The 24,362-nt window shown below is 76.2% G+C and carries 17 protein-coding genes; 5 read left to right on the forward strand and 12 right to left on the reverse strand.

The window, feature by feature from the left end:
* Positions 1-16: 16 nt before the first annotated feature.
* From K2224_RS22015 to K2224_RS22045, 7 genes are all read right to left on the reverse strand, one after another.
* Positions 17-4,690 carry a hypothetical protein gene (locus K2224_RS22015; RefSeq protein WP_221908236.1) on the reverse strand — a complete coding sequence of 1,558 codons (4,674 nt, stop codon included), beginning with the start codon at positions 4,688-4,690 and terminating at the stop codon, positions 17-19.
* Between the two features lie 52 nt (positions 4,691-4,742).
* Entirely contained in the window at positions 4,743-5,690 is a 948-nt protein-coding gene (locus K2224_RS22020) for a hypothetical protein (RefSeq protein ID WP_221908237.1), read from the reverse strand.
* Positions 5,691-5,778: 88 nt separating this feature from the next.
* Positions 5,779-7,317, reverse strand: coding sequence for a hypothetical protein (locus tag K2224_RS22025; RefSeq protein ID WP_221908238.1), 1,539 nt, complete (start codon positions 7,315-7,317; stop codon positions 5,779-5,781).
* 132 nt (positions 7,318-7,449) lie between these two features.
* Positions 7,450-8,112 (reverse strand): pyroglutamyl-peptidase I, encoded by a 663-nt coding sequence (gene pcp, locus K2224_RS22030; protein WP_221908239.1) that lies wholly within the window; start codon positions 8,110-8,112, stop codon positions 7,450-7,452.
* A 24-nt stretch (positions 8,113-8,136) separates the two neighbouring features.
* Entirely contained in the window at positions 8,137-9,105 is a 969-nt protein-coding gene (locus K2224_RS22035; RefSeq protein WP_221908240.1) for a DUF979 domain-containing protein, read from the reverse strand.
* Positions 9,102-9,812 carry a DUF969 domain-containing protein gene (locus tag K2224_RS22040; protein WP_221908241.1) on the reverse strand — a complete coding sequence of 237 codons (711 nt, stop codon included), beginning with the start codon at positions 9,810-9,812 and terminating at the stop codon, positions 9,102-9,104. Before K2224_RS22040 ends, K2224_RS22035 begins: the two co-directional genes overlap by 4 nt.
* A 228-nt stretch (positions 9,813-10,040) precedes the next feature.
* Positions 10,041-10,784, reverse strand: coding sequence for a GntR family transcriptional regulator (locus K2224_RS22045; RefSeq protein ID WP_221908242.1), 744 nt, complete (start codon positions 10,782-10,784; stop codon positions 10,041-10,043).
* Positions 10,785-10,998: 214 nt separating this feature from the next.
* Here K2224_RS22045 and K2224_RS22050 point away from each other — a divergent pair, with 214 nt between their 5' ends.
* The 4 genes from K2224_RS22050 to K2224_RS22065 all read left to right on the forward strand — a co-directional run bounded on the left by K2224_RS22050 (position 10,999) and on the right by K2224_RS22065 (position 13,863).
* Complete coding sequence (locus K2224_RS22050; RefSeq protein WP_221908243.1) at positions 10,999-11,775, forward strand: LamB/YcsF family protein; 777 nt, start codon at positions 10,999-11,001, stop codon at positions 11,773-11,775.
* On the forward strand, positions 11,772-12,503 hold the full coding sequence (pxpB, locus tag K2224_RS22055) for a 5-oxoprolinase subunit PxpB (RefSeq protein ID WP_221908244.1): 732 nt from the start codon (positions 11,772-11,774) through the stop codon (positions 12,501-12,503). Before K2224_RS22050 ends, pxpB begins: the two co-directional genes overlap by 4 nt.
* A complete protein-coding gene (locus tag K2224_RS22060; protein ID WP_221908245.1) occupies positions 12,500-13,411 on the forward strand; it encodes a biotin-dependent carboxyltransferase family protein in 912 nt (303 codons plus the stop codon). The genes pxpB and K2224_RS22060 overlap by 4 nt, the downstream gene beginning before the upstream one ends.
* Positions 13,412-13,578: 167 nt before the next feature.
* Entirely contained in the window at positions 13,579-13,863 is a 285-nt protein-coding gene (locus K2224_RS22065; RefSeq protein ID WP_221908246.1) for a hypothetical protein, read from the forward strand.
* Between the two features lie 63 nt (positions 13,864-13,926).
* Here K2224_RS22065 and K2224_RS22070 read toward each other — a convergent pair whose 3' ends face one another.
* From K2224_RS22070 to K2224_RS22090, 5 genes are all read right to left on the reverse strand, one after another.
* Entirely contained in the window at positions 13,927-17,556 is a 3,630-nt protein-coding gene (locus K2224_RS22070) for a hydantoinase B/oxoprolinase family protein (RefSeq protein WP_221908247.1), read from the reverse strand.
* The gene (locus K2224_RS22075; RefSeq protein ID WP_221908248.1) at positions 17,553-18,413 is read right to left on the reverse strand and encodes an SGNH/GDSL hydrolase family protein; all 861 of its coding nucleotides are present in this window, start codon (positions 18,411-18,413) and stop codon (positions 17,553-17,555) included. The genes K2224_RS22070 and K2224_RS22075 overlap by 4 nt, the downstream gene beginning before the upstream one ends.
* Positions 18,410-19,648 carry a glycosyltransferase gene (locus K2224_RS22080; RefSeq protein WP_221908249.1) on the reverse strand — a complete coding sequence of 413 codons (1,239 nt, stop codon included), beginning with the start codon at positions 19,646-19,648 and terminating at the stop codon, positions 18,410-18,412. Before K2224_RS22080 ends, K2224_RS22075 begins: the two co-directional genes overlap by 4 nt.
* The gene (locus tag K2224_RS22085; protein ID WP_221908250.1) at positions 19,645-20,775 is read right to left on the reverse strand and encodes a glycosyltransferase family 1 protein; all 1,131 of its coding nucleotides are present in this window, start codon (positions 20,773-20,775) and stop codon (positions 19,645-19,647) included. Before K2224_RS22085 ends, K2224_RS22080 begins: the two co-directional genes overlap by 4 nt.
* Positions 20,776-20,895: 120 nt before the next feature.
* Positions 20,896-22,320 (reverse strand): HEAT repeat domain-containing protein, encoded by a 1,425-nt coding sequence (locus K2224_RS22090; RefSeq protein WP_221908251.1) that lies wholly within the window; start codon positions 22,318-22,320, stop codon positions 20,896-20,898.
* A gap of 312 nt (positions 22,321-22,632) precedes the next feature.
* Here K2224_RS22090 and K2224_RS22095 point away from each other — a divergent pair, with 312 nt between their 5' ends.
* Positions 22,633-24,099, forward strand: a complete 1,467-nt coding sequence (locus tag K2224_RS22095; RefSeq protein WP_221908252.1) for a PP2C family protein-serine/threonine phosphatase — start codon at positions 22,633-22,635, stop codon at positions 24,097-24,099.
* Positions 24,100-24,362: the final 263 nt, after the last annotated feature.

Below are 24,362 nucleotides of genomic sequence, written 5' to 3' on the forward strand. Positions count from 1 at the left end.
GGGCGGGCCGGCCCGCTCAGCCGGCGGCCGGCTCCGCTCCCGCCGGCTCCTCCGGACGCCGGTACATCCGCGTCGCGGTGATCTGCCCGTGCACCGGTTCGCCGGACGGGTCCGGCTGCGGCAGACCGGGACGCAGATGCTCCTCGACGCTGATGTACTTCAGGCCCGCCCGCAGGTCCGCGTCGTTGCGCAGCCGGATCACCAGCGGGAACTCCGCGAGCGCGGTGGTGTCGAACAGGCCGGTGGTGTAGAGGAGTTGGACGCCCAGGGCGTCGGCGACGGCGCGCTGGAGCTCCAGCAGATAGGTGGCGTTGGCGCGGCCGATGGGGTTGTCGAGGAACAGCGTGCCGGCGTGCCGCTGCTTGTCGCGGCCCCGGTCGTTGCTGCGCAGCGCCGCCATCGTGCAGTACAGGGCGATGGCGGCGGTCAGCAGCTGGCCGCCGGAGAAGACGTCGCCCATCTGCCCGACGGGGACCCGCTCGGCGCGCAGCACCGCGTCCGGCTTGAGGATCTCCACGGCCACCCCGCGCGGCTGGAGCGCGGCCTGCACCCCGCGCAGCAGCAGGGACATCCCGTCCCGGCGCAGGTCGCTGTTCTTCCTCACCGCCGCGCGGGTCGCCTCGTCGATGACCTCGCCGAGCCGCTCGGTGAGCGTGGCCTGATCCGGGTCCTCGAAGCGGATCCGGAGGAACTCCTGTCCGGACCACTCCCCCAGTCCCTCGGGCAGCCGGGAGAGCCGCTGGGCCGAGCGCAGCGTCGTCAGCGAGGACTCCACCAGCCCGCGGAGCCGGTCGACGATGGAGTCGCGGTTGCGCTCCAGCTGCGCCAGTTCGTCGGTGAGCACCCGCAGTCGGGGCGCGAACGCCTCGGCCCACTTGGCGGCGTGGTCCGGCAGCGCCGCGGCGGGCAGCTCGCGGATCTGCTGCCGGGCGGGGGTGCGCACCTGCTCGTAGCGGGTGGCGTTGGCGTGCCGGACGAGGACGTCGGAGGCGTCCCGGACGGCGGCCTCGGCGGCGGAGAGGTCGGCGGCGCAGCCGCGCAGCGAGCGGCGGGACTCCGCGGCGGCCTGCCGCGCCTCGGCCAGGCCGCCCGCGTACGGCTCGATCGGCGCGTCCTCTCCCTCCGCCCCCTTTTCGGCGTCCGGGTGGTCCCGCAGCAGATCGCGCAGCAGGGCGGCGGTCTCGTCGAAGCCGCCGGCGGCGTCCTCGGCGGCGCGGTGCGCGCGCAGCAGCTCCTCGTGCTCGGCGCGGGCGGCCTCCAGGGCCTCGGCGGCGGTGGCCAGTTCGGCGCCCGCGGTGCGCAGCAGCTCCTTGGCCCGGTCGGCGTCGGCGGGCACCAGCTCCTCGGACAGCTCGGTGTGCGCCTCGCCGTCGGTGGGCGCCAGCCGCTCCGCCTCGCCGCGTAGCCGGCCGAGCTGCTCGCTGGCGGCCGAGGCGCGGGTCTCCAGCATCTGCACCATCGACTCGGCGCGGGCCGCGGCGGCCTGGCGGGACGGGCCGTCGGCCGCGTCCGGGCTCTGAAGGAGCTGTTCGGCGCGGGTGCGGACCTTGTTGGTGAGGCGGTTCAGCTCGGCCAGGGCAGCGGACTCGTCGCCCTCGGCGCGGGCCTGCTCGGCGCGCAGGTCGGCGCCGACGCCGACCTTCTCGTAGAGCTGGGAGGCCGCGCGGTAGGCCTCGCGGAGCGCGGGCAGCGAGGCGGCCGGCTGCTCCGGGGCCTCGCCGAGGTCGTCGGGGACGCCGGCGATCTCGGCGCGCTCGGCGCGCAGTGCGCGGGCGGTGCGGCGGGCGTCGTCGGCGGCCCGCTGGGCGGCCCGGCGGTCCTCGTCGGCGGCCCGGGCGCGGTCCACGCACTCCTCGGCGCGGGCCTCGAACTCCACTGCCTCGTCGGCGAGTTCGCGCATCCGGGACTGCCAGCCGGCGCGCTCGCGGAGCCGGTGGGCGAGGCCGGCGAGCAGGTCGGCGGCGCGCCGGGCGCGCTGCGCGGCCTCCTGCCGCTCGTCGCGCACCCGGGTGGCCTCGCCGGCGACCTCGTCGGCCTCGGCGCGGGCGGTGCGGGCCTCGGTCAGCTCGGCGGCGGCCTCCTCCGCGGCGGTCCGGGCGGTCTCCGCGGCCTCGGCGAGCTCGGTGAGGCGGCCGGCCGGGCAGCCGGCGCGCCAGGAGCCGAGGCGGGCGGCGAGCGCGCGGTCCCCGGCGAGGCGGGCGGCCAGCGACCGGATCTCCTCGTCCCGCTCGGCGGCGCGGGCGCGCAGCGCGCGGCGCTCCTCGTCGGCGGCGGACTCGTCGTGCATGGCCGGATTCGGCGGGACGAGAAAGACGCCCGTGTCCTGCGCGTCCGGGCCCGGGGTGGGGGCGAGCAGGGCGGCGGCGGTGCCCACCGCGACGGCGGAACGGGGCAGCAGCGCCGCCTGCGCGAGGACCTCGCGGGCCCGGGCGTGGGTGTCGGGGTCGGTGATGATCACGCCGTCGACCAGCTCGGGGCGGGCGGACAGCACCCGGGCGTGGTCGGCGGGGTCGACGGACTGGGCCAGATAGCGCCAGCCGGGCAGTGCGGGGACGCCGTGCTCGCCCAGATACTCCACCGCCGCCAGCACGTCGGGGCCGGGTGGCAGCAAGCCGCCGTCGCCCAGCGCGCCCAGGATCCGGGAGTCGTCGGCGGCGGCCGTCCGCAGGTCGAACAGCTGGCGCTCGGCGGCCGCGACGCCGTCCTCCAGCAGCTCGTGCAGGGCGTCCGCGCTGCGGTCCAGCTCCTCGGCGGAGAGCGGACCGGCGGGGCGGCGGGGGGCGGCGGCCGGGGCGCCGTCGGCGGTGCGGGGGCCGGGCAGGGCGACGGCCGGCGCCTCGGGGAGGCCGAGGAGTTCGACCAGCCGCTGCTCGGCGCCGATCGACTCGGCGGCCCGGCGCTCGGCGTCGTGGGCGCGCTCGGCGGCCTGGGCGGCGTCCTCGGCGCGGGCCGCGGCGAGTTCGGCGGCGGAGTGCCGCGCTGCGGTCTCGCGGGCCCGGTCGGTGGCGTGCCGGGCGGCCTCGCGGGCCGCGTCCCACGCCTCGACGGCGGTCTTCTCGGCGTCGGAGGCGGCGAGCGCGGCGCGGGCCGGGTCGGCGTCCGGCGCGGTGTCGTCGAGCCAGCCGGCCCGGACCGCCTCCGCGGTCTCCTCGGCGACCTCGGCGAGCCGCTGCTTGAGGTGGTCGGCCTCGCTGCGGGCGCGCTGGGCGTGGGTGGCGGCGGTGGTGGCGTCGCGGTGCGCGGACTCGCCGGCCTCCTGGAGGGCGGCGGAGCGCTCCTCCTCCTCGTTGGCGAGGCGTTCGCCGGCCTCGGCTGCGCTGTGCAGGGCGCGGACGAGGTCGGCGGCGGCGGTGGCGCGGGCGGCGAGCGCCGGGGCGGCGTCCCGCTCGGCCTCGCGGATGGCGGCGGCGACCCGGGTGGAGCGGTCGGCGGCGGCGCGGTGCCGCAGTGCGGTCTCGGCGGCCTGCCAGGCGCTGTGCAGGGTGCGGGCGTCGTTGAGCTCGCGGCGCTGGGCGGCGGCGCCCTTCTCGGCCGCGGTCAGCGCCAACGAGGCGTGGCGGTAGGCGAGTTCGGCGGAGATCAGGGCGCGGCGCTCGCGGCCGCGCTCGGCGTCGGTGACGCGGTGCGCGGCGGCGGCGACCGCCTCGGCCAGCTCGGCGGCCCGGCCGCGCTCCTCGGTGCCGCGGGCGTGCAGCCGCTGGGCCAGGCCGCGGGTGCGGCGCTCGGCGCCGGCGTGCACCTCGCGGGCCCGCTCGCGCGCCTCCGCGGCCTCGGCGATCTTCGAGAGCAGGTCCAGCGAGCCGGCGGTGAAGTCGCGTTCGGCGGTCAGCTCGGCGCGGCGGCCGAGCTTGTGGGCGAAGCCGTGGACGAGGTCGGCGAGGCCGTCGGTGTCCCGGGTGTCGGTGACCGCGCGCAGCAGCAGGTCGGTGAAGTCGGAGTCGTTCTTGACCGCGAAGAGGCCGGCCGCCTCGCCCTCGTCGGCGTTCATCTCCCGCTGGTAGCGGAAGAGTTCGGGGTCCAGGCCGAGGTCGCCGAGGTGTTCGTTCCAGCGCTCGTGGACCTCCTCCCAGATCACGTCGAGGTTGGGGTAGTTCTTGCCGGCCTCGGTGAGGGCGTCGCGGAAGCCCTTCATGGTGCGGCGGCGGCCGTGCGCGCCGGAGTTGCCCTCGCCCTGCTCCGTCCGGGGGCGGACGAGGGTGGCCTCGGCGACGGGGAGGGAGTCCAGGCTCATGCCGGGGCCGGGCCGGAAGCTGTACCACGCCTCGGCGAACTTGCGGGGGTCGTTGGAGACCTGGCGGCCGCGCCATTCGCTGACCTTGCCGACGACGACGGACTCGCCGGTGACGACGTGCTGCCATTCCAGGGCGACATGGCCGCAGTCGTCGGCCAGCAGGAACTTGCGGAGCACGCCGGAGCTGGCGCCGCCGAGGGTGTTGCGGTGGCCCGGCAGCATGACCGAGAAGATCAGCTTGAGCAGGACGGACTTGCCGCCGCCGTTCTCCAGGAAGAGCACGCCGGCGGGGGCCGGGCGGCGCGGCGGGCCGACCGGTTCGTCCTCGAAGAAGTCCGCCTGGGCGGGGGCCGGCTGCGGCACCGGCGCGCCGACTCCGCGCAGGTCCAGGACGGTGTCGGCGTAACGCGCACCGGCGGGCCCGATGGAGTAGAGGCGGACCCGGGACAGCTCGTACATGGCGGACTCTCGTTGGTGTGTGGGTGGGTCGGTGGGCGGGGGTGGGCGGTGGTCAGCCGGAGTGGAACGGCAGGCCGGCCTCGGCGACCAGGTCGAGGTCGTCGGACTCCTCGCCGGGCAGCAGCGAGGCGCTGCCGTCGGAGACCGGCACGATGCCGAGTTCCAGCAGCTCGGCCATGGCGGCGGTGCCGGCCATGTCGCGGACCTGGAGCTGATAGCGGGCGGTGGTGCGGTAGGCGCCGCCGGCGTCGTCGCCGGTGCGCTGGAGGAAGCCGGAGTCGACGAGGAAGGTGACGGCCTTGGCGATGATGCCGGTGGTCGAACCGGCCAGCCGCCGGGCGTCCTTGGTGGCGCCGGTGGCGCTGCGCCGGGCGTAGACCCGCCAGGCGGACTCCAGGCCGGGGGCGTCGGTGACCGGGTCGGTGTTCTCGCCGTCCTGCTCGGCGCGCTCCTCCAGGCGGCGGCACGCCTGGCGGACGAAGGCGTCGACGCCGTTGACGGTGATCCGGCCGATGTAGCCGTCGTCGGCGAGGTCCTCGGGGCGCGGGAAGGACATGGCGGCGACGGCGAGATGGGCCAGGCCGTGCAGGAAGCGGTCGGCGGAGTCGGCGGAGGCGCGGCGGGCGTAGTCGCCCATCCGGACCGCGAAGACGGAGTCCTCGGCGGCGGTGACGGCCATCCCCGCGCGGGTGGAGACCTCCAGGACGATCAGCCCGAGGCCCGAGGCGACGGCGTCGGCGAGCCGGGCGAAGGCGGGCTCGTCGCGATACCGGCGGAGCAGGTCGGCGTAGCCGGCGTCGCGGGCCGGCAGCAGCTTGGGCTGGAGGCCGAAGGCGACCAGCCGGGCGGCGTCGGCGGCGTCGGCCGGGGTGACCGCCGCGGGGGCGGCCGTCGCGACCGGGGGCGGCTCGGGGGCGTCGGCGGGCGCGCCCCAGGCCGGCTCGCCGGTGCCCGGCGCCGGGTCGGGCCGCGGCGCCTCGTCGGCGTCGTACTGGGTCACGGGTGGAGCTCCTTGCGGGGGACGGTCGGGGGTATCTCGTAGCGCGGCGATGCGACCGCTATCAGGCGGTGGGGGTGCGCGGTGGGCATCAGGCCACCTCCGAGCGGTCGGCGGCCATGCCGGCCGCGTCCAGCAGCGCGGTGCCGACGATGAGGTCGGCGCCGCCGAACTCGGGGTCGACCAGCTCGGTGCCGTCGTCGACGGCGAAGAGCAGCCGCTGCTCGCCCTGGCGGTAGGCGGTGCCGACCGGGGGGCTGGCGGCGTGCACCGCCAACAGGGCGACCAGGTAAGGGAGTTCGGGGTCGCTGCGGCGGGCCTCGGCGAGCAGGCCGGAGAGCCGGCGGGGGGCGTCCGCGGGCAGTTCGAGCAGGGCCGTCGCGGCGTCCAGCTGGGCCTCGCTGAAGCGGCTGTCGTCGGGCGTGGCCACCAGGTCGGGCTCGGGCATCTCGGCGCCGAGGTGCTCGCGCTCCAGCGGCGGGGTGAGCAGCACCTCGACGAGGTCGCCGACCCGGACGGCGGTGGGGGTGCGCAGACCGGTGCCGTGGGCGAAGAAGGCGTCGGTGACCCGGGTGGCCGCCTCGACGGGGAGCGGGAGGACGGGGGCGACGAGCTGGCCGTAGAGGTCGAGGCCGGTGCGGGCGGCGGGGGCGGCGAACGCCTGGCGGTCCTGCTCGGCGCGGAAGAGCGGGCCGGCCTCCAGGAGCCGGGACTGCAGCTGGGTGTGCCGGCGGATGCAGTCCTTGACGATGTCGACCAGCTCGGCGGCGCGCCGCTTGTGCTCGCCGGTGCGCGCGTCGACGGCCTCGGCCTCGTCGCGGGCCTTGCGGATGTTGGTGAGGATGGCGTTCTCGTGGCGGTAGCGGTCCGCCACGTGGTCCAGCGCCTCGTTGATCATGTCGGGGACGGTGTGCAGCCAGTCGACCGAGCGGACGTTGCGCCGGGTGGCCTCCAGGGTCCTGCGGAGGGTCTCGGCGTACTGGACGGTGCGGTAGCGGGCCTGCTCGGCGGCGAGCTGGGCGTCGGCCAGCCGGCCTCGGCTGATCAGTACCTCCAGCTTGACCTCGGCGGCGATCTGGGCGCTGGTGACGTCCGTGTCGAGGGCGCCGACGAGGACGTTGACCGCCTCGTCGGTGGCGCGGAGGAAGACGGTGCCGCCGGCGCCGGGGACCTCCTCGACGAGTTTGAAGTCGTAGTCGCGGCGGACGTACGCGCCGTCGGTGGTGAAGGTGCCGTAGACGGCGCGGAAGCCGCGATCGACGCTGCCGACGTTGATGAGGTTCTCCAGCACCCAGCGGGCGACCCGCTCGTGCTCCGCGGTGGGGCGGTCCGGGGCCTGGGCGGCGACCCTCGGGAGGACCTTGGACACTATCTCCTCGTGGTCGGCGCCGGTGTCGAAGTCCATGTTGAGGGTGACCAGGTCGATGACGGCGAGCGCCACCTCCGCCATGGCGTAGACGCCGTACTCGCCCGCGAGGTTGGCCTTGCGCGCGTCGAGGTCGTGCAGCGGCGCGGTGCACGCCAGTGCGCGCAGCCGGCGGGCCAGTCCTTCGTCGGCGGCCGGGCCCGGCGCGGGCCGGCTGTGGCCGTTGAGCTGGGGCGCAGCGGCCCCCGGGGCGGAAAAAGTCACGTCGCACAGCGTAGGCGCTGGCACTGACAACGGACGAAACGGCGCGGATCCGCTCATCGGTGGACCGCCACCGGATTCCCGGGGGGAACCGCGGGCCGGCCGGCGGACCATTTTACCGGGGGCGCCGGCGGCTCAGTGCGTGGCCCCCTCGGCGACCCGCAGGTCGGTGCGGGTGCGGGCGGCGGTGGCGGCGATCGCGCGCAGCGCGGTGGCGACCGCGTCGACCGGCAGTGACGGCTGCGCGCGGTCGGTGACCTGCTCGGGCGCGTAGGGGACGTGCACGAACCCGCCGCGCACATGGGGCAGTTCGGTGGCGATGAGGTGGGCGAGCCCGTAGAAGACGTGGTTGCAGACGAAGGTGCCGGCGGTGTTGGAGACCGAGGCCGGCAGTCCCGCGGCGCGGACGGCGGCCACGCACGCCTTGATCGGGAGGGTGGCGAAGTAGGCGGCGGGCCCGCCCGGCACGATGGGCTCGTCGACGGGTTCGGCGCCCGCGGAGTCGGGGATGCGGGCGTCGTCCACGTTGACGGCGACCCGTTCGACGGTGATGTCCGGGCGTCCGCCCGCCTGTCCGACACATACCACGATGTCGGGAGACGTCTCGTCGATCGCGGCACGCAGGGCGGTCATGGAGGCGCCGTAGGCGCAGGGGAGTTCGACGGTGTGCAGGGCCAGCCCGTCGAGCGGTGCGGCCGCCGCGGAGCGCACCGCGCCCCAGGACGGGTTGGTGGCCTCGCCGTCGAACGGCTCGAATCCGGTGAACAGGACGCGGGTGGGTGCGGTGCCGGAGGTCATGGGGCTCCTCTCGTGGGTGGGCGGTCAGAACGCGAACAGCGCCATGATCACGGTGTTGCAGCCCAGCAGGATGCCCGCGGTCGGCAGTTGCGCCTTGATGGGCCCGTACTGGTCCTTCAGTTCCAGCAGCGCCGCCGGGACGATGTTGTAGTTGGCGGCCATCGGGGTCACCAGCGTCCCGCAGAAGCCGGCGAGCATGCCGAGGGCCAGGACGGCGGCCGGGTGGCCGTGGAAGTGGCCGATCAGGACGGGCCAGCCGACGGCCGCGGTCATCACGGGGAAGGCGGCGAAGGCGTTGCCCATGATGAGCGTGAAGGCGAACATGCCCACGCAGTAGACGACGACCGCGGCGTAGAGCGAGTCCTTCGGGAGCAGGGCGGTGGCGAGTTCGCCGACCTGGCCGCCGACGCCGGAGACCTGGAAGATGGCGCCGAGGGTGGCCAGCATCTGCGGCAGCAGCATCGCCCAGCCCATCGCCTCCAGCATGGTGCGGCCGGACCGCACCGGCACCGAGATCCGCTTCTCGCGCAGCATCACCATGCCGACGACGAGCGCGGCGATCGCGCCGACGCCGAGGCCCAGGATGGTCTCGCTGCCCTCCTGGAGGACCGGTCGGCCTCCGATGGAGAGGTGTTTGACGCCGATGGCGCAGGCCATCGCGACGACCGGGATGGTCAGGGCCGGCACGAAGAGCCGGTTGCCGAGGCGGGCGGCACTGGCGGTGCGCTCCTCGGGGGTGGTGGTGCGCGGAGTGCCGCGCCCGGTGCGGCCGAAGCCGGCGAGCGCGGCCATCACGAGCACCGCGACGCCCAGCGGTTCGGCCGGCGCCTGCTTGGTGACGACCCAGCTGCTGTAGATGAACCCGGCGCCGATCAGGCCCCAGAAGGCGCCGGTGCCCAGCCGCTTGGGGTTGCTGCGGTCGGTGACCATCTGGGCGGCCATCACCAGGAAGCTGAGGCCGACGAGCCAGTAGAACCACTCTGCCTTGATCATCGGGTGGCCTCCGCTGCGGTGCTGGATCGGGCGTGGGCGGCGAGCAGTTCGCGCTCCAGGTGGCGGTCCAGGCGCAGCAGCCGCCAGCCGTGGACGACGAAGGCGCACAGCGCGGTGGGGATCGCCCACAGGGCCAGCTGGAGCGGTTCGAGGTGGGTCCCGTAGGTGGTGTTGACGAAGCCGGTGATCAGCAGGATCGAGCCGACGGCGAGGAAGACGTCCTCCCCGAAGAAGAGGCCGACGTTGTCCGCACTGGCCGCGAACGAGCGGATCCGCTCCCGGGTCCGCTCGGGGAGCGGACCCTGGCGGCGCTCGGCGGCGCCCTCCGCCATGGGGACGGCGAGCGGGCGGACGGTCTGGGCGTGCCCGAAGACGTTGGTCAGCCCGACGGCGGCGCCGATCTGCCGCAGGCCCAGGTAGAGCGCGAGGAAGCGCCCGGTGGTGAGCCGGCCGAACCGGGCGATCAGGGTGCGGGCCTGCTCCTGGAGGCCGTAGCGCTCCAGGAGGCCGATGACCGGGAGGGTGATCGCGAAGACGGTCACCGCCCGGCTGCCGGCGAAGCCGTCGCCGAAGGCGGCCAGCACCTTCGCCGGCGAGAGCCCGCCGAGGAGTCCGGTGAGGATCCCGGCCACCGCGACGACCAGCAGGGCATTGCGTTTCGTGGCGAAGCCGATCACGACCACGAGCACACCGAGGAGGACGATCATGGATCCGCCTTCCGCGTACGGGCCCCCCGCGAGACGCACGCCGGATCGGCGGGCAGGGGGCACGGGGGAGCGTTGAGGGGTTGCTCAGGAATTGCTGCGGAGGCTATGCGATTGTTCAACGATCCGACAAGGGGTCGGCGACGACGAAACAGACCCGGGGGTCGGTGAGGAGCGCCCGGGGAGTGCGTGCCAGGCGTCGCGAGGCAGGCGGGAGTTCGACGACAGGGCCTAGCTCCCGGCGATGCGCTGGGCGTACGCCGCCGACAACTGGGCGCGGGAGTCCTCCAGATAGGCCCGCAGCAGCAGCTCGGCCTCGGCCGCGTCACCGGCCAGCAGCGTCTCGGCGATCTGCCGGTTGCGGACCAGGTAGGGCGCGTAGAAGCGCCGCGGGTCGTCCATCACGTGGAAGACCAGCCGGAGTTCGGCCAGCACGCCGCGCATCAGCTCGTCGGTGCGCGGGCTGCCGGCCAGCGCCACCACGGCCTGGTGGAAGCGGAGGTTGGCGGTGGACAGCTCCGGCCAGGCCCGCTCCGCGGCGGCCGCCTCGCCGGCCCGTACCGCCTCCTCGATCGCCGCCACCAGCGGGGCGGTCGCGGCGTCGTACGGGCCCCGGCCCAGTCCACGCACCGCCGCGCACTCCACCAGCATCCGCACCCGGAAGATGTCGTCGAGGTCCTCGACGGTCACCATCCGCACGAACACCCCGCGGTTGAGCCGGTGTTCCAGCAGCCGCTCGTGGGTGAGCAGCCGGAACGACTCGCGCAGGGTGTTGCGCGAGACGCCCAGCGCACCGCCGATGCTCTCCTCCGACAGCCGGGCGCCGGGCGGGAAGCGGCCCTCGGTGATCCGCTCCCGCAGGATGTCGGCGACCCGTTCGGCCGTGCCGGCGCGGCCGGGCAGGGCGCGGTCCCGTTCCGGTCCCGCGGCCTCGGCGGGCCGCCGCTGATCGTTCCTCGCCACTCCGCCGGCCATACCGCTGTCCGCTCCGTCCGTCGGGGCGGACCGGCAGGGCCCGTCCCGCTGTGCTGTTCGGCTGTGTTGTCAGCCGAAGTCAATCCCAGATGGCGGGGCGGGACAACACACCTCTTGTCGGATCGTTGAACGATCTGTACGTTGGCGAGCGCTTCGGCATCGCCGCAGCCGCCTCCCGCATCCGCACGGCACCCCGCATCCGGAACGGAGATCCATGAGCAACCCGGCGGCCCCTGCCGTCATCGACCTCAACGCCGACCTCGGGGAAGGCTTCGGCCGCTGGCACCTCACCGACGACGAGGCCCTGCTGTCCGTCGTCACCAGCGCCAACGTCGCCTGCGGCTTCCACGCCGGCGACCCGTCCACCATGCGCCGGGTGTGCGCCCTGGCCGCCGAGCGCGGGGTGGTGATCGGCGCCCAGGTCTCCTACCGCGACCTGGCCGGCTTCGGCCGCCGCGCCATGGACGTGCCGCCCGACGAACTCGCCGACGAGATCACCTACCAGATCGGCGCGCTGGAGGTCTTCGCCCGCGCCGCCGGCGCCCGGGTCGGCTACGTCAAACCGCACGGCGCGCTCTACAACCGCTGCGTCCACGACGCCGAGCAGGCCGCCGCGGTGGTCGCCGGGATCCGCGCCGCGGGCGGCCGCCTGCCGGTCCTCGGACTGCCCGGCTCCCGGCTGCACGGGGCCGCCGAGGAGGCCGGACTCCCGGTCGTGGGCGAGGCGTTCGCCGACCGCGCCTACACCGGCCGGGGCACCCTGGTGCCGCGCCGCGAGCCGGGCGCGGTGGTCCACGACCCCGACGCGGTGGTCAAGCGCGCCGTCGGCCTGGCCCGGGACCGCACGGTCGGCGCGCTCGACGGCACCCGGATCGCGGTCGCCGCGCGCTCCCTCTGCCTGCACGGCGACACCCCGGGCGCCGCGGAGCTGGCCCGCCGGGTCCGCGCCGAGCTGACCTCGGCCGGGGTCCGCGTGCGGAGCTTCGTATGACGCCGGACGAGGCGGAGGCGGCGGTCGGCGGGGCCCGGCGGGCGACGCCGACGGCGCTGCCGGTCGGCGAGCACGGGCTGCTGATCGAACTGGCCCGCGCCGAGGACACCGAGGCGCTCCACGCCGAACTGCTGCGCCGTGCCGCCGACGGCCGCCTGCCCGCCGTCCGCGAGATCGTGCCGGCCGCCCGGACGGTCTTCCTCGACGGCCTGGCCGACCCCGGTGCGCTCGCCGCCGAGCTGCCCGGCTGGCGCATTCCGCCGCCGGCCGCCGACGACCGCCCGGCCGTCGAGATCCCGGTGCACTACGACGGCCCGGACCTCGCCGACGTCGCCGCGCTGTGGGGCGTCTCCCCCGGCGAGGTGGTCCGGCTGCACGCCGCCACCACCTTCCGCGTCGCGTTCTGCGGGTTCGCACCCGGCTTCGGCTATCTGACGGGGCTTCCGGAACGCCTGCACGTCCCGCGCCGGGAGACCCCCCGCACCCGGGTCCCGGTCGGCTCGGTCGGCCTGGCCGGCCCGTACACCGGGGTCTATCCGCGCTCCTCCCCCGGCGGTTGGCAGCTGATCGGCCGCACCGAGGCCGTCCTGTGGGACCCCCGGCGCGAACCGGCCGCGCTGCTCGCCCCCGGCACGCCCGTCCGCTTCGCGCCCCGGGACGCCGCCGTGCCGGCCCCGCGCACCGCGCCGTCCCGCCCCGCCCGCGTCTGCGAGGAGTCCGCCCGATGACCGACCGCGCCCTGATCGTGGTCCGGGCCGGCGCGCTCACCACCGTCCAGGATCTCGGCCGGCCCGGCCACGCCCACCTGGGGGTGCCGCGCTCCGGTGCGCTGGACGGGCCCGCGCACCGGCTCGCCAACCACCTGGTGGGCAACCCCGCGTCGGCGGCCACCCTGGAGACCACCCTCACCGGCTGCGCCGTCCGGCTGCGCGGCGCCGCCACCGCCGCGGTCACCGGCGCCCCCTGCCCGGTGACGGTGGACGGCCGGCCCGCCCCCTGGGGCGCCCCGTTCCACGTCCCGGCCGGCGCCGTGCTGGAGGCCGGGCCGGCCACCCACGGCGTGCGCTCCCACCTCGCGTTCGCCGGCGGCGTCCGCCCCGAACCGGTGCTCGGCAGCCGCGCCACCGACCTGCTCTCCGGCCTCGGCCCGGACCCGATGGCGGACGGCGCGGTGCTCCCGCTGGGGTCCCCGTACGGGCCCCCGGCGGCGGCCGACGTGGTCCCGCACGCCGGACCGGCGGCCGAGCTGGTGCTGCCGTTCCTGCCCGGGCCGCGCGACGCGTGGTTCACCTCCGAGGGGCTGCGCACCCTGACCGCCGGCCGGTTCCGGGTCTCCGCGGCCTCCAACCGGATCGGGCTGCGCACCGAGGGCCCGCCCCTGGAACGCGCCCGGGACGGCGAACTCCCCAGTGAAGGCATGCCGTTGGGGGCGCTCCAGGTGCCGCCCGACGGCCTGCCGGTGCTGTTCCTGCACGACCATCCGACGACCGGCGGCTACCCGGTCGTCGGGGTCGTCCCGGAACGCTTCCTGGCAGCGGCGGCGCAGGCGGCGCCGGGGACTCCGGTCCGGTTCGTACGGCTCGGCCGGCGGCCGGGGGCGGGGGCCGCGACGGCGACGGTGGCGCGCCCGGGCTGACACGGGCGCGCTCTGCCGCCCCAAGTGCGTTCCGCGCGCCGGGTGTTCGCGCCCGGCGCTCCGGCTCCCCTCGCATCATCGCCGGCACGGGCGGGCACTGTCCGTAGCGGATCACATGCCCCGAGTGACCGACTCGGGGTTCTCGCACGGAAGGACCCGTCACCGCCATGCGTCTCATCCCTCGTCTGACCACCGCCCTCAGCGGTCTCGTCTTCGCCCTGGGCGGCGTCGCCGCCGTGGCACCGGCCGCCCACGCCAGCCCGCACACCTGCTACTACACCGTCCTGGAGCGACACCCCGACGCCGATCCGGAGGTGGCCGAACGGGCCTGTCTCCTCGGGCACGAGGGCCACCCCGAGGCCGTACGGGCCTGCTACTTCGAACTGCGGCAGGACTACGTCCCCGCGATGATCGCCTTGGAGGCGTGCCGCCGGGCGTCAGAGGAGGAGTAGCCGACGGGCATACCCGGCGCGCCCGGTCGCGGACGCCACGGTGTGCGCGACCGGGCGCGCCCGCTACGCCGCCCCGTACCCCCCACCCCCCGGCGTCCGGATCACCAGCACGTCGTCCACCCCGACCTCGGCCGTGTCGCAGCCCCGCAGTTCCTCCCGCGATCCGTCCGCCCGCTCCAGGGAGTTGGCGCCGAGCGCGCCCGGGCCGCCGCCCGCCATCCCGTAGGGCGGCACCCGGCGGTGGCCGGAGAGCAGGGCGACGGTCATCGGCTCCAGGAAGCGCAGCCGCCGCTCCGCGCCGCGGCCGCCGTGCCAGCGGCCGGTGCCGCCGCTGCCCTCGCGCAGCGCGAAGCCGTCGACCCGGACCGGGTAGCGCCACTCCAGCACCTCGGGGTCGGTGAGCCGGGAGTTGGTCATGTGGGTCTGGACGGCGTCCGCCCCGTCGAAGCCGTCGCCGGCGCCGGACCCGCTGGCCACGGTCTCGTAGTACTGCACCCGGTCGTTGCCGAAGGTCAGGTTGTTCATCGTGCCCGAGCCCTCGGCCTGGACGCCCATCGCGGCGTAGAGCGCGCCGGTGACCGCCTGGGAGGTCTCCACGTTGCCCGCGACGGTGGCGGCCGGGAAGACGGGCGCCAGCATCGAGCCCTCCGGGATGCGGACCTCGACCGGCTCCAGGCAGCCGCTGTTGAGCGGGATGTCCTCGGCGACCAGGGTCCGCAGCACGTACAGCACCGCCGCCATCACCACCGAGCGGGGCGCGTTGGCGTTGCCGGGCTGCTGCGGGGAGGTGCCGGCGAAGTCCAGCACCGCGCTGCGGGCGGCGCGGTCGACGGTCAGCGCGACGTGGATCTCCGCCCCGCTGTCCGTCTCGTAGCGGCAGTGCCCGTCCGGCAGCCGGGTGAGGATCCGGCGCACCGACTCCTCGGCGTTGTCCCGGACGTGCCGCATGTAGGCCCGTACGACGTCCAGCCCGAACTCCCCGGTCATCCGCCGTAGTTCGTGGATGCCCTTCTCGTTGGCGGCGATCTGGGCCCGCAGGTCGGCGAGGTTGGCGTCCGGGGCGCGGGACGGGTACGGCCCGGAGCCGAGCAGTTCGCGGGTCTCCGCCTCGCGCAGCCGGCCGTCCCGGACCAGCAGCCAGTTGTCGAAGAGCACGCCCTCCTCCTGGACGGTGCGGCTGAACGCGGGCATCGAACCGGGGGTGATGCCGCCGATCTCGGCGTGGTGGCCGCGCGAGGCCACCAGGAAGAGGAGTTCGCTCCCCGAGGGGCCCTTGGGGGCGAAGACGGGGGTGACGACGGTGATGTCCGGCAGGTGCGTCCCCCCGTGGTACGGGTCGTTGACCGCGTACACGTCGCCGGGCCGCAGGTCCGTCCCGCGCCGCCGCAGCACCTCCTTGATGGACTCCCCCATCGAGCCCAGGTGGACGGGGATGTGCGGGGCGTTGGCGATCAGGTTGCCCGCGGCGTCGAAGAGGGCGCAGGAGAAGTCCAGCCGCTCCTTGATGTTGACGGAGTGCGCGGTGTTCTCCAGCCGGACGCCCATCTGCTCGGCGACGGCCATGAAGAGGCTGTTGAAGACCTCCAGCATCACCGGGTCCGCCTCGGTGCCGACGGCGGTCCGGCCGGGCCGCGGCCGGGTGCGGGTGAGCAGCAGATGGCCGCGCTCGCCGACGGTGGCCCGCCAGTCGGGGTCGAGGACGGTGGTGGCGTCCGCCTCGGCGACGATCGCCGGCCCGGTGAGGGTGTCGCCGGGCCGCAGGTCGCCGCGGCGGTACAGCGCGGTGTCCCGCCAGCGCCCGCCGGCGTACGTCCGGACGGTCGCCGCGGCCGTCAACTCCCCCGATCGGGAGCCACGTCGGACGCAGTAGTCGGCCGCGCCGCCCGCCGCGCCCCGGGTCTCCACCGACACCGCCTCGGCGACCAGCGGCTTGTCCATGGTGAAGGCGTACCGCTCGCGGTGCGCGCGGACGAACTCGGCGGCCATGGCGGCCGGTTCGCCGAGCGGCACGCCGAGGGTGGAGTCGGTCCCGGCGTAGCGGACCAGGACCCGGGCGCGGGTGGTCAGCGACGCCGCCGGCACGCCGTCGCCGAGGAGTTCCCGCCGGGTCTGCCGGGCGAGGCCGTCGCACACCGCCCGGACCCGCTCGATCGCGCCGGGCTCGTCGAAGCGCTCCTCGACGGCCTGTTCGCGCATCGCGGTGGCGTCGGCGACCCCGATGCCGTACGCGGAGAGCACCCCGGCCAGCGGCGGGACGACGACGGTGGCGACGCCCAGCGCGTCGGCGACCGCGCAGGCGTGCTGGCCGCCCGCGCCGCCGAAGCTCACCAGGGCGTAGCGGGTGATGTCCCGGCCGCGCTGGACGGAGATCTTCTTGACCGCGTTGGCCATGTTGAGCACCGCGATGTCCAGGAAGCCGGCGGCGACGTCCTCGGGGCCGCGGTCGTCCCCGGTCTCGGCGGCGGCCCGGGCGGCCAGCTCCGCGAAGCGGGTGCGGACGGTCGCGGCGTCCAGCGACTGGTCCCCGTCGGGCCCGAACACCGCGGGGAAGTGGTCGGGTTGGATGCGGCCGAGCATCACGTTGGCATCGGTGACGGTGAGCGGGCCGCCGCGCCGGTAGCAGGCCGGGCCGGGGTCCGCGCCGGCGGAGTCGGGGCCGACCCGGTAGCGGCGGCCGTCGAAGTGCAGGACGGAGCCGCCGCCGGCCGCGACGGTGTGGAGGTGCATCATCGGGGCCCGCATCCGCACCCCGGCGACCTCGCTGTCGAAGATCCGCTCGAACTCGCCCGCGTAGTGCGACACATCGGTGGAGGTGCCGCCCATGTCGAAGCCGATCACCCGGTCGAAGCCGCCGTCCGGGCCCGGCCCGCCGGCCTCCGCGGCGGTCCGCACCATGCCGACCACCCCGCCCGCCGGACCGGACAGCACCGCGTCCTTGCCCCGGAAGTGGCCGGCCTCCCGCAGCCCCCCGTTGGACTGCATGAACAGCAGCCGGATGCCGGGGAGTTGGGCGGCGACCTCGTCGACGTAGCGCGCGAGGATCGGCGAGAGATAGGCGTCGACGACCGTGGTGTCGCCGCGCGCCACCAGCTTCATCAGCGGGCTGACCTCGTGCGAGCAGCTGACCTGGGTGAAGCCCGCCTCCCTGGCCAGCGCGGCGACCGCCTGCTCGTGCGCGGGGTGGCGGTAGCCGTGCAGCAGCACCACGGCGGCGCTGCGCAGTCCGTCGGCGTGCGCCCGCCGCAGCTCCCGGCGGACGGGCTCCCGGTCGAGCGGCCGGACCGACTCGCCGCGGGCGCCGATGCGTTCGGGCACCTCGATCACCCGGGCGTAGAGCGCCTCGGGCAGCACGATCCGCCGGTCGAAGATCCGCGGCCGGTTTTGATACGCGATCCGCAGCGCGTCCCGGAAGCCCTCGGTGATCAGCAGCACCGTCGGCTCGCCGGTGCGCTCCAGAAGGGCGTTGGTGGCGACGGTGGTGCCCATGCGGACCACCGAGACCCGCTCGGCCGGCACCGGATCGTCCGGGCCGAGCCCCAGCATCAGCCGGATACCGGCGACCGCGGCGTCACGGTAGCGCTCGGGGCGGTGGGAGAGCAGCTTGTTGGTGACCAGGCGCCCGTCCGGCCGCCTGCCCACCACGTCGGTGAAGGTGCCGCCGCGGTCGATCCAGAATTCCCAGCGTCCGGTCACCCCGCCATTGTCGCAGCGCCGCCCGGTTCGGTCAGGGCCGCCAGCGCGCTGCGGGTGGCGCGCTCGGCGGCGGCGTCCAGCAGCCGGCCGGACCCGGCCAGCCCGTACCGGCACTCCCGTACGGCCAGCGCCAGCAGGCCGGGCAGCAGGTCGGTGCAGCGGTCGGCCACCCACCGGGTGCCGCGGGTCGCCATCCACAGCGCCGCGCCGGCCCGGGTGGGCGGCGGCCCGTCGAGGGCGAGCGGGGGCGGCGGGCCGGCGGCCAGCCCACGGGCGGCGAGCAGGTCGTGGAAGCCGCGGGCCAGCAGCCGGTGGCCGCGCTCGGCGGGGTGCAGCCGGTCCACGCTCCAGGTGGCCCGCTCGGCCACCCACGGGTGCTCGGCCAGGTGGAGGTGGACGCCGCCGTAGCGGGCGGAGACCGCGTGCACGACGGTGTTGACGGCGCGCATCCGGCGGGCCAGCGGACGCGCCAGCGGCGCGGGCAGCCCCAGCATCCGCCCGGGGTCGGGCAGACACGCCGTGAGCACCACCGCGCCGTCGGCGCTCAGCGTGCCGTGTGCCCGGTCCAGCGCGGCGGCGACCCGCTCGATGGCGAACGCGGCCCGCAGGGTGTCGTTGGCCCCGACCAGGAGGGAGGCGAAGCGCGGGGCGAGCTCCCGGGCCCGCGGCAGCTGCTCCCGCACCACGTCGTCCGCGAGCGCCCCGCTGCGTGCGAGGTTCACCAGCGGGACGTCGCCCGGCCGTTCCCCCAGCGCGGCGGCCAGCAGCGCCGCCCAGCCCCGCCAGCCGCCGCCCGCCACCGGGTCGCCGAGCCCCTCGGTCAACGAGTCGCCGAGGGCCGCGAACGGGGGCGTCACCGCCGGCTCCAGGGGCCCGCGGCGGGCGGCACGGCCACGGCGGCCGGCCGCCGGCCGCCGGCCGGCCGGGGCGCGTTGTGGGCCGCCAGGAACGCCTCCACCGCGGGCCGCCAGCCGTAGCCCTCGGCGCACCGCCGCGCGGCGGCCCGGCGCGCCGGCTCGGGCCGCGCCAGCACCCGCTGCACCGCGTCGGCGAAGGACGGGCCGTCGTCGAGCGCGGTGTCCCCGCCGTCGCCCACCAGCCCGGCCAGCGCCGAGGCCGCACTGGCGACGACCGGGGTGCCGCAGGCCAGCGCCTCCAGCGCGGCCAGCCCGAAGGTCTCGGCCGGGCCGGGCGCCAGGACGAGGTCGGCGGCGGCCTGGAGCGCGGCCAGCCGGGTCCGGTCGGGCAGGTGCCCGAGGAACGTCACCGGCAGCCGGGCCGCCCGCGCCCGCTGCTCCAGCCGCGCCCGCAGCGGCCCGTCGCCGGCCACCACCAGCGCCGCGTCCACGCCCCGCCGGCGCAGCTCGGCGAGCGCCTCCAGGGCCCGTCCGGGCCGCTTCTCCGTCGACAGCCGGGAGCACATCAGCAGCGCCACGGCGGCCCGCCCGGCGCACCGGCCGCGCAGCTCGGCGCTGCGCAGCCGCGGGTGCCAGGCGGTCAGGTCGACCCCGAGCGGCGCCCGCACCACGTTGCGCGCCCCGGCCCGGAGGAACTCCGCGGCCGCCCACTCGGTGGTGCACACCACCCGGCTGTAGGCATACGCGGTACGGGAGTTGACGCGGTCGGCGACCGCGCGGGCGAGCGTCCGCGGCACGCCCCAGGTGTGCAGCACCCCGTCCACGCTCTCGTGCGACACCATCACCGCGGGGACCCGGGCCCGCCGCGCCCACTCCCCCGTCCAGCGCAGCGTCGTGCGGTCGGAGACCTCCAGCCGGTCCGGTTCCAGCTCCGCCAGCAGGCGCGCCAGCCGCCGCCGGTCGGTCAGCACCCGGTAGCCCCCACTGCCGGGCACCAGGGGCCCGGGCAGGGTGAGCACCCGGCCCTGCGCACTCTCCTCGTCCAGGATGCCGCTGCGTCCCATCGCCTCCGGCGGGCCCGGCACGACGAGCACCGGCTCGTGGCCGGCGGCCCGGTAGCCGGCGCCCAGTTCGTGCAGCGCGGTGCGCAGCCCGCCGGAGGCCGGGGCGACGAAGTTGGCGACCCGGACTATCCGCAGCCCCGTCCGGGCGCTCCGGGGCCGGCGGGCGGTCACGCCGCCACCGCCGTCCGGTCGGCGAGCACGTCCTCGTAGTGGGCCAGCAGCTGGTCGCCGACCGCCTCCCAGGTGCGGGCCGCCACCGCCCGCCGCCCGGCGGCGCCGTAGCGCAGCCGTCGCTCGGCGTCCCCGCCCAGCGTCCGCACCGCGTCCCGCAGCGCGACTCCGTCCCCGGGCGGGACCAGCAGCCCGGTCCGCCCGTGGTCGACGAGATCGAGCGGCCCGCCGGCGGCCGGTGCGACGACCGGGACGCCGGACGCCATCGCCTCCTGCACGGTCTGGCAGAAGGTCTCGAACGGCCCGGTGTGCACGAAGACGTCCAACGAGGCGTACAGCCGGGCCAGTTCGTCGCCGGTGCGCCGGCCCAGGAACCGCACCTCGGGCAGCTGCGCCCGGAGGGCGGCGGCGCTGGGGCCCTCGCCGATGACCACGGTGCGGACGCCGGGGAGCGCGGAGGTCTCGGCCAGCAGCCGGACGTCCTTCTCCGGCGCCAGCCGCCCCACGTACCCCACCAGCAGCTCCCGCCCCGCCAGCAGCGAGCTGCGCAGCACCGCGTCCCGCCGCCCGGGGTGGAACCGCCCCGAATCGACCCCGCGCGGCCACAGCCGCACCCGGGGCACCCCGTGCTCGGTCAGGTCCAGCAGGGCCGCGCTGGAGGGGGCCAGGGTGAGGTCGGCGGCGGCGTGCACCGCCCGGATCCGCCGCCAGGCCGCGGCCCCGCCGCGCCCCAGGTAGGTGTGCGCGTAGCGCGCCATGTCGGTCTGGTAGACCGCGACCGCCGGCACCCCCCGCCGGGCCGCGGCCGCCATCCCCCGAGCCCCGAGGACGAAGGGGCTGGCCAGGTGCACCAGGTCGGGCCGGTGCCCGTCCAGCGCGGCGGACAGCCGCCGCCCCGGAAGCGCGATGCGCACCTGCGGGTACCCGGGCAGCGGCATCGAGGGCACCCGCACCACGGGGCACGGGCTCTCGTGGGCCTGCGGGGCGGTGGGGGCGGAGTTCGCCAGCGGCGCGACGACCAGCGGCTCGTGTCCGCGCCGGACGAGGTGGCGGGCGGTCTGGAGGGCACAGTGCGCGACGCCGTTGACGTCGGGCGGGAAGGATTCGGTGACAAGGGCGACACGCATACCGCTGTTGTCGGCGGGCCGTGCGTGGACGGGACCACGGGGATCTTTCCAACCGGCGAACGTCCCATGAGCGTTCGCCCCTCGGCCTCGCCGGCCCCGGGCCCGGCGGGCCCGGCGGACTCACACCGCCGAGGCGTCCGGCCCGAAGCGGGCGCGTACGGCGGTCTGCACCTCGGCCTCCTCGGCCGGATCGGACGCGAGCCGGCGCAGCTGCTCGACCACCCGGTCGTCGGCGGTGGCCGCGTGCCGGGCGGCCAGCTCCCGGGTGTGCTCCTCGCAGTCCCACAGGCACTCGACGGCGAACCCGGCCGCGAACCCCGGATCGGTGACGGCGAGCGCGGCCGCGGCCAGCCCGCGCAGATGCGAGGAGGAGGTCTCGCGATAGATATGGCGCAACACGGGCGCCGCGCAGCCGATACCGAGCCGGCCGGCGCCGTCCACCAGCTCCCACAGCGCGCCGACGTCCGGCCCCTCTTCCCGCACCGTGCGGCGCAGCGCGGCCAGCACCAGGTCGGCGTCCCGGCGGGTGCCGCGCCGGGCGAGCACCGCGGCGGCGGCCCCGCCCAGCCGGTCGGCGCGCGCGGCCCAGACCCGCGCCCGCTCCACGGCGGCCGCACCGCGCATCCGCGCGTACGAGGAGAGCGCGGCGGCGACCAGCGGTTCGGTGGCGAGCGGATCGGTGACGGCGGCCTCGATGAGGCCGAGGACCTCCGCATCGCCGCGTTCGGCGAGGTGGTGCAGTACGGCGGCGCGGGCCGCGTCCGGTCCGCCGCGGGCCGCCCGCAGCAGCTCGGCGCGGTCCTCGGGACCGGCGACGGCGCTCAGGCAGCGGGCGGCGGCGAGGTAGCGGTGCTCGTCGGGGCGCGGCTCCAGCTCCTGCTGGGCCCACTCCAGCACCTCGGCCACGCTCCAGCCCGGACGCGGCCCGCGCGGCCGGAGCTGCCGCTGCCAGCGGTCGAAGGAGCCCTGCTCCCCGGCCGCGGCCAGCCGCTCGCGGTAGCGCGGGTCCTCGGCCCACAGCCGCCAGGGGCGGGGCTCGAAGGCGTCGCGGACGGCGGCGGCCAGCAGGGCGTCGCCCTCCGGGGTCTCGGGGAAGCGGGCCAGGACGGCGGGCGCCAGGCCGAGCAGCCCGGCGTCGTCGTCCCGCAGCGCGAGCTCGTCGAGAGCCCAGCGCCAGTTGCCGCCGACCGCGGCGTAGCTGCGCAGCAGCAGCCGCGCGGCGTCCCTGCCGTAGGCGGCGAGGTGGCCGAGGACCGCGAGGGCGAGGCCGGTGCGCTCCTCGCCGGTGTCGGTGAGGTCGTCGGCGTGGAAGAGGTGCCGTTCGATCTCCTCGAGACCGCCGTCGAGCTGCATGTAGAGGCGCGCGTAGTACAGCGAGCGGTTCTCCACCTGCCAGTCCCGGCGGGGATCGCGCAGCACACTGGCGTTGAGTGCCGCGAGCGCCTCGGCCCGCGGCGCCGCGAGGGCATGCAGGGTCCCGTCGCCGCGACCTCGCTGCAGGAGGCCGAGCAGGGTGCCACTGGGCGCTATGTCTGGATCGAACATGAGGTCAGCATCCGGTGCGGGGGACAGGCTGGCAACGGGATTTCCGCCGTCCGGCATTCTTGCCGGTGACCGCGGGCCCTATGCGTCGTTCCCCCCATGGATCGGCGGGGTAGACAGCTGTACGGCGGCCGCAGCCTAGCGTGGAACCCTGCATTCCGCCGATTCGGGCCCGACCACGGAAGGGAGGCCCTTGGCATATGCCAAGTGCACCACCGTATCGGGTAATGCCAAATCCCTTACGGACTGTCGCAGCCTGTGCAAGAGTCGTAACCGGCCCATACGTTCCGGCGCCGCCTGATCACGGAGTACGTCATGCCGCCCCCTCTCTACGCGGATCACCCAGCCGATCGGACCCCCGAGCGTGATGCGGTCGAGGCGCTCATCTCGCAGGCCCGCACCCTGCGCGGTGGCCTCGACGCGGTACGCAGAGAGTCCTCGGTGGCCGGTGACCTCGCCGCCGACCCGCAGCTGCGCTGGCAGCGGGCGCTGTGCGACCTCGCCGTCCACCACCTGGACGACCTCGGCGGCCATCTCGACCAGCTCAGAGAGGGCCTGCCCGGCGCTCTCGCCGACGCCGCGGAGGCGCCCGCCGAGCCCGTCGCGGCCCCTGCCGAGCCGGCGGCGCCCGAGCGGGGCGCCCTGCTGCGCCGGGTGGGCAGCGCCGAGTGGAATCTGCTCACCGACGACGTGACCTGGTCCGACGAGCTGTTCGCGATGTTCGGCCAGGACCCCGCCGACGGCCCGCTGACCCTCGACGAGCTGCCCTCCCTCGTGCACCACGAGGACCAGGAGAAGCTGGCGGTGATGGTCACCGACTGCCTGGTGGACGGGCGGCCGATCGACGGCGAGTTCCGCATCGTGCGCACCGACGCCGGCGTCCGCACGGTCCACATGGTCGGCGAACCGGTGCTCGACTCCGACGGCGGCACCGCCTGCGTGTGGACGGTGCTCCGCGACGTCAGCGAGCTGCGCCGCAGCCAGTCGGCGGTGCGCGAGACCGGCGACTCGCTGCGCCGCCAGCGGCACATCGCACAGACCGAGCACCGGCTCGCGGTCGAGCTCCAGGAGGCCGTGCTGCCGCCCTGGCGCGGCTCGCTGCGCTTCCCCCAGGGCGGCCCGGTCACCCTGGATCTGGCCGGCCGCTACCTCCCCGCCGCCACCTCCGCCCTGATCGGCGGCGACTGGTACGACGCCCTGCAACTCCCCGACGGGCGCACGCTGTTGAGCGTCGGCGACCTCACCGGGCACGGCGTCGCGGCGACGTCCGGGATGGCCATGGTGCTCGGCGCGCTGCGCGGGATGGCCATGGCCGGGCACCGGCCCGGACAGCTGATGGGATTCCTCAACCAGCTGCTGGACACGGCCAGCCAGCCGGCGCTGGGCAGTGCGCTGTGCGCGCAGTTCGACCCCGCGACGCGGGAGCTGGAGTGGGCCCAGGCCGCGCACCCCGCACCACTGCTGTTCCGCGGCGGCACGGGGCGCGCGCTGGACCCGCCGGAGGGCATGCTGCTCGGCGCCACGACGGGCGCGAGCTACGGCCAGCGCACCAAGCAGCTGGAGCCGGGCGACCTGCTGGTGCTGCACACCGACGGGCTGGTGCCGCGCCGCACCCACGGGCCGGAGAGCACCCACGAGGGCACCGAGCGGCTGCTGGCCCTGGCACCGCGGTTCGGTGCGGCCCGCAGTGCGCAGGACAGCGTCCGCATCGTGGTCGAGGAGTTCGGCAGCACCGAGCGGGAGGACGACGCCTGTGTGCTGATCGCCAGGGTCGGCGACTGACGCACGGCGCTACCACCGTCGAGGGCGGACCGGCCGCCACCGGCGCCGGCCGCCCAGCGGGTTCGGGGTTCTCCTGACGGCGGCGGCACGACGTCCCGGCACGAATTTCCTGTGCTTGAACGCCTCCTCACGGACTTCCTGTGACGTGTCCTGTCATGCACCCGTCGGCGATGCCCAGTCGGCGGGTCGCCGAGCACGGCGACGAGCAGACGAGCAGGTGGTCGGGAAGGTTGACGGGCGGGACCCGGTGCCGGAGTCCGGCG

The organism is Streptomyces sp. BHT-5-2 (genome assembly GCF_019774615.1).
In the GTDB taxonomy this organism is placed as follows: Bacteria; Actinomycetota; Actinomycetes; order Streptomycetales; family Streptomycetaceae; genus Streptomyces.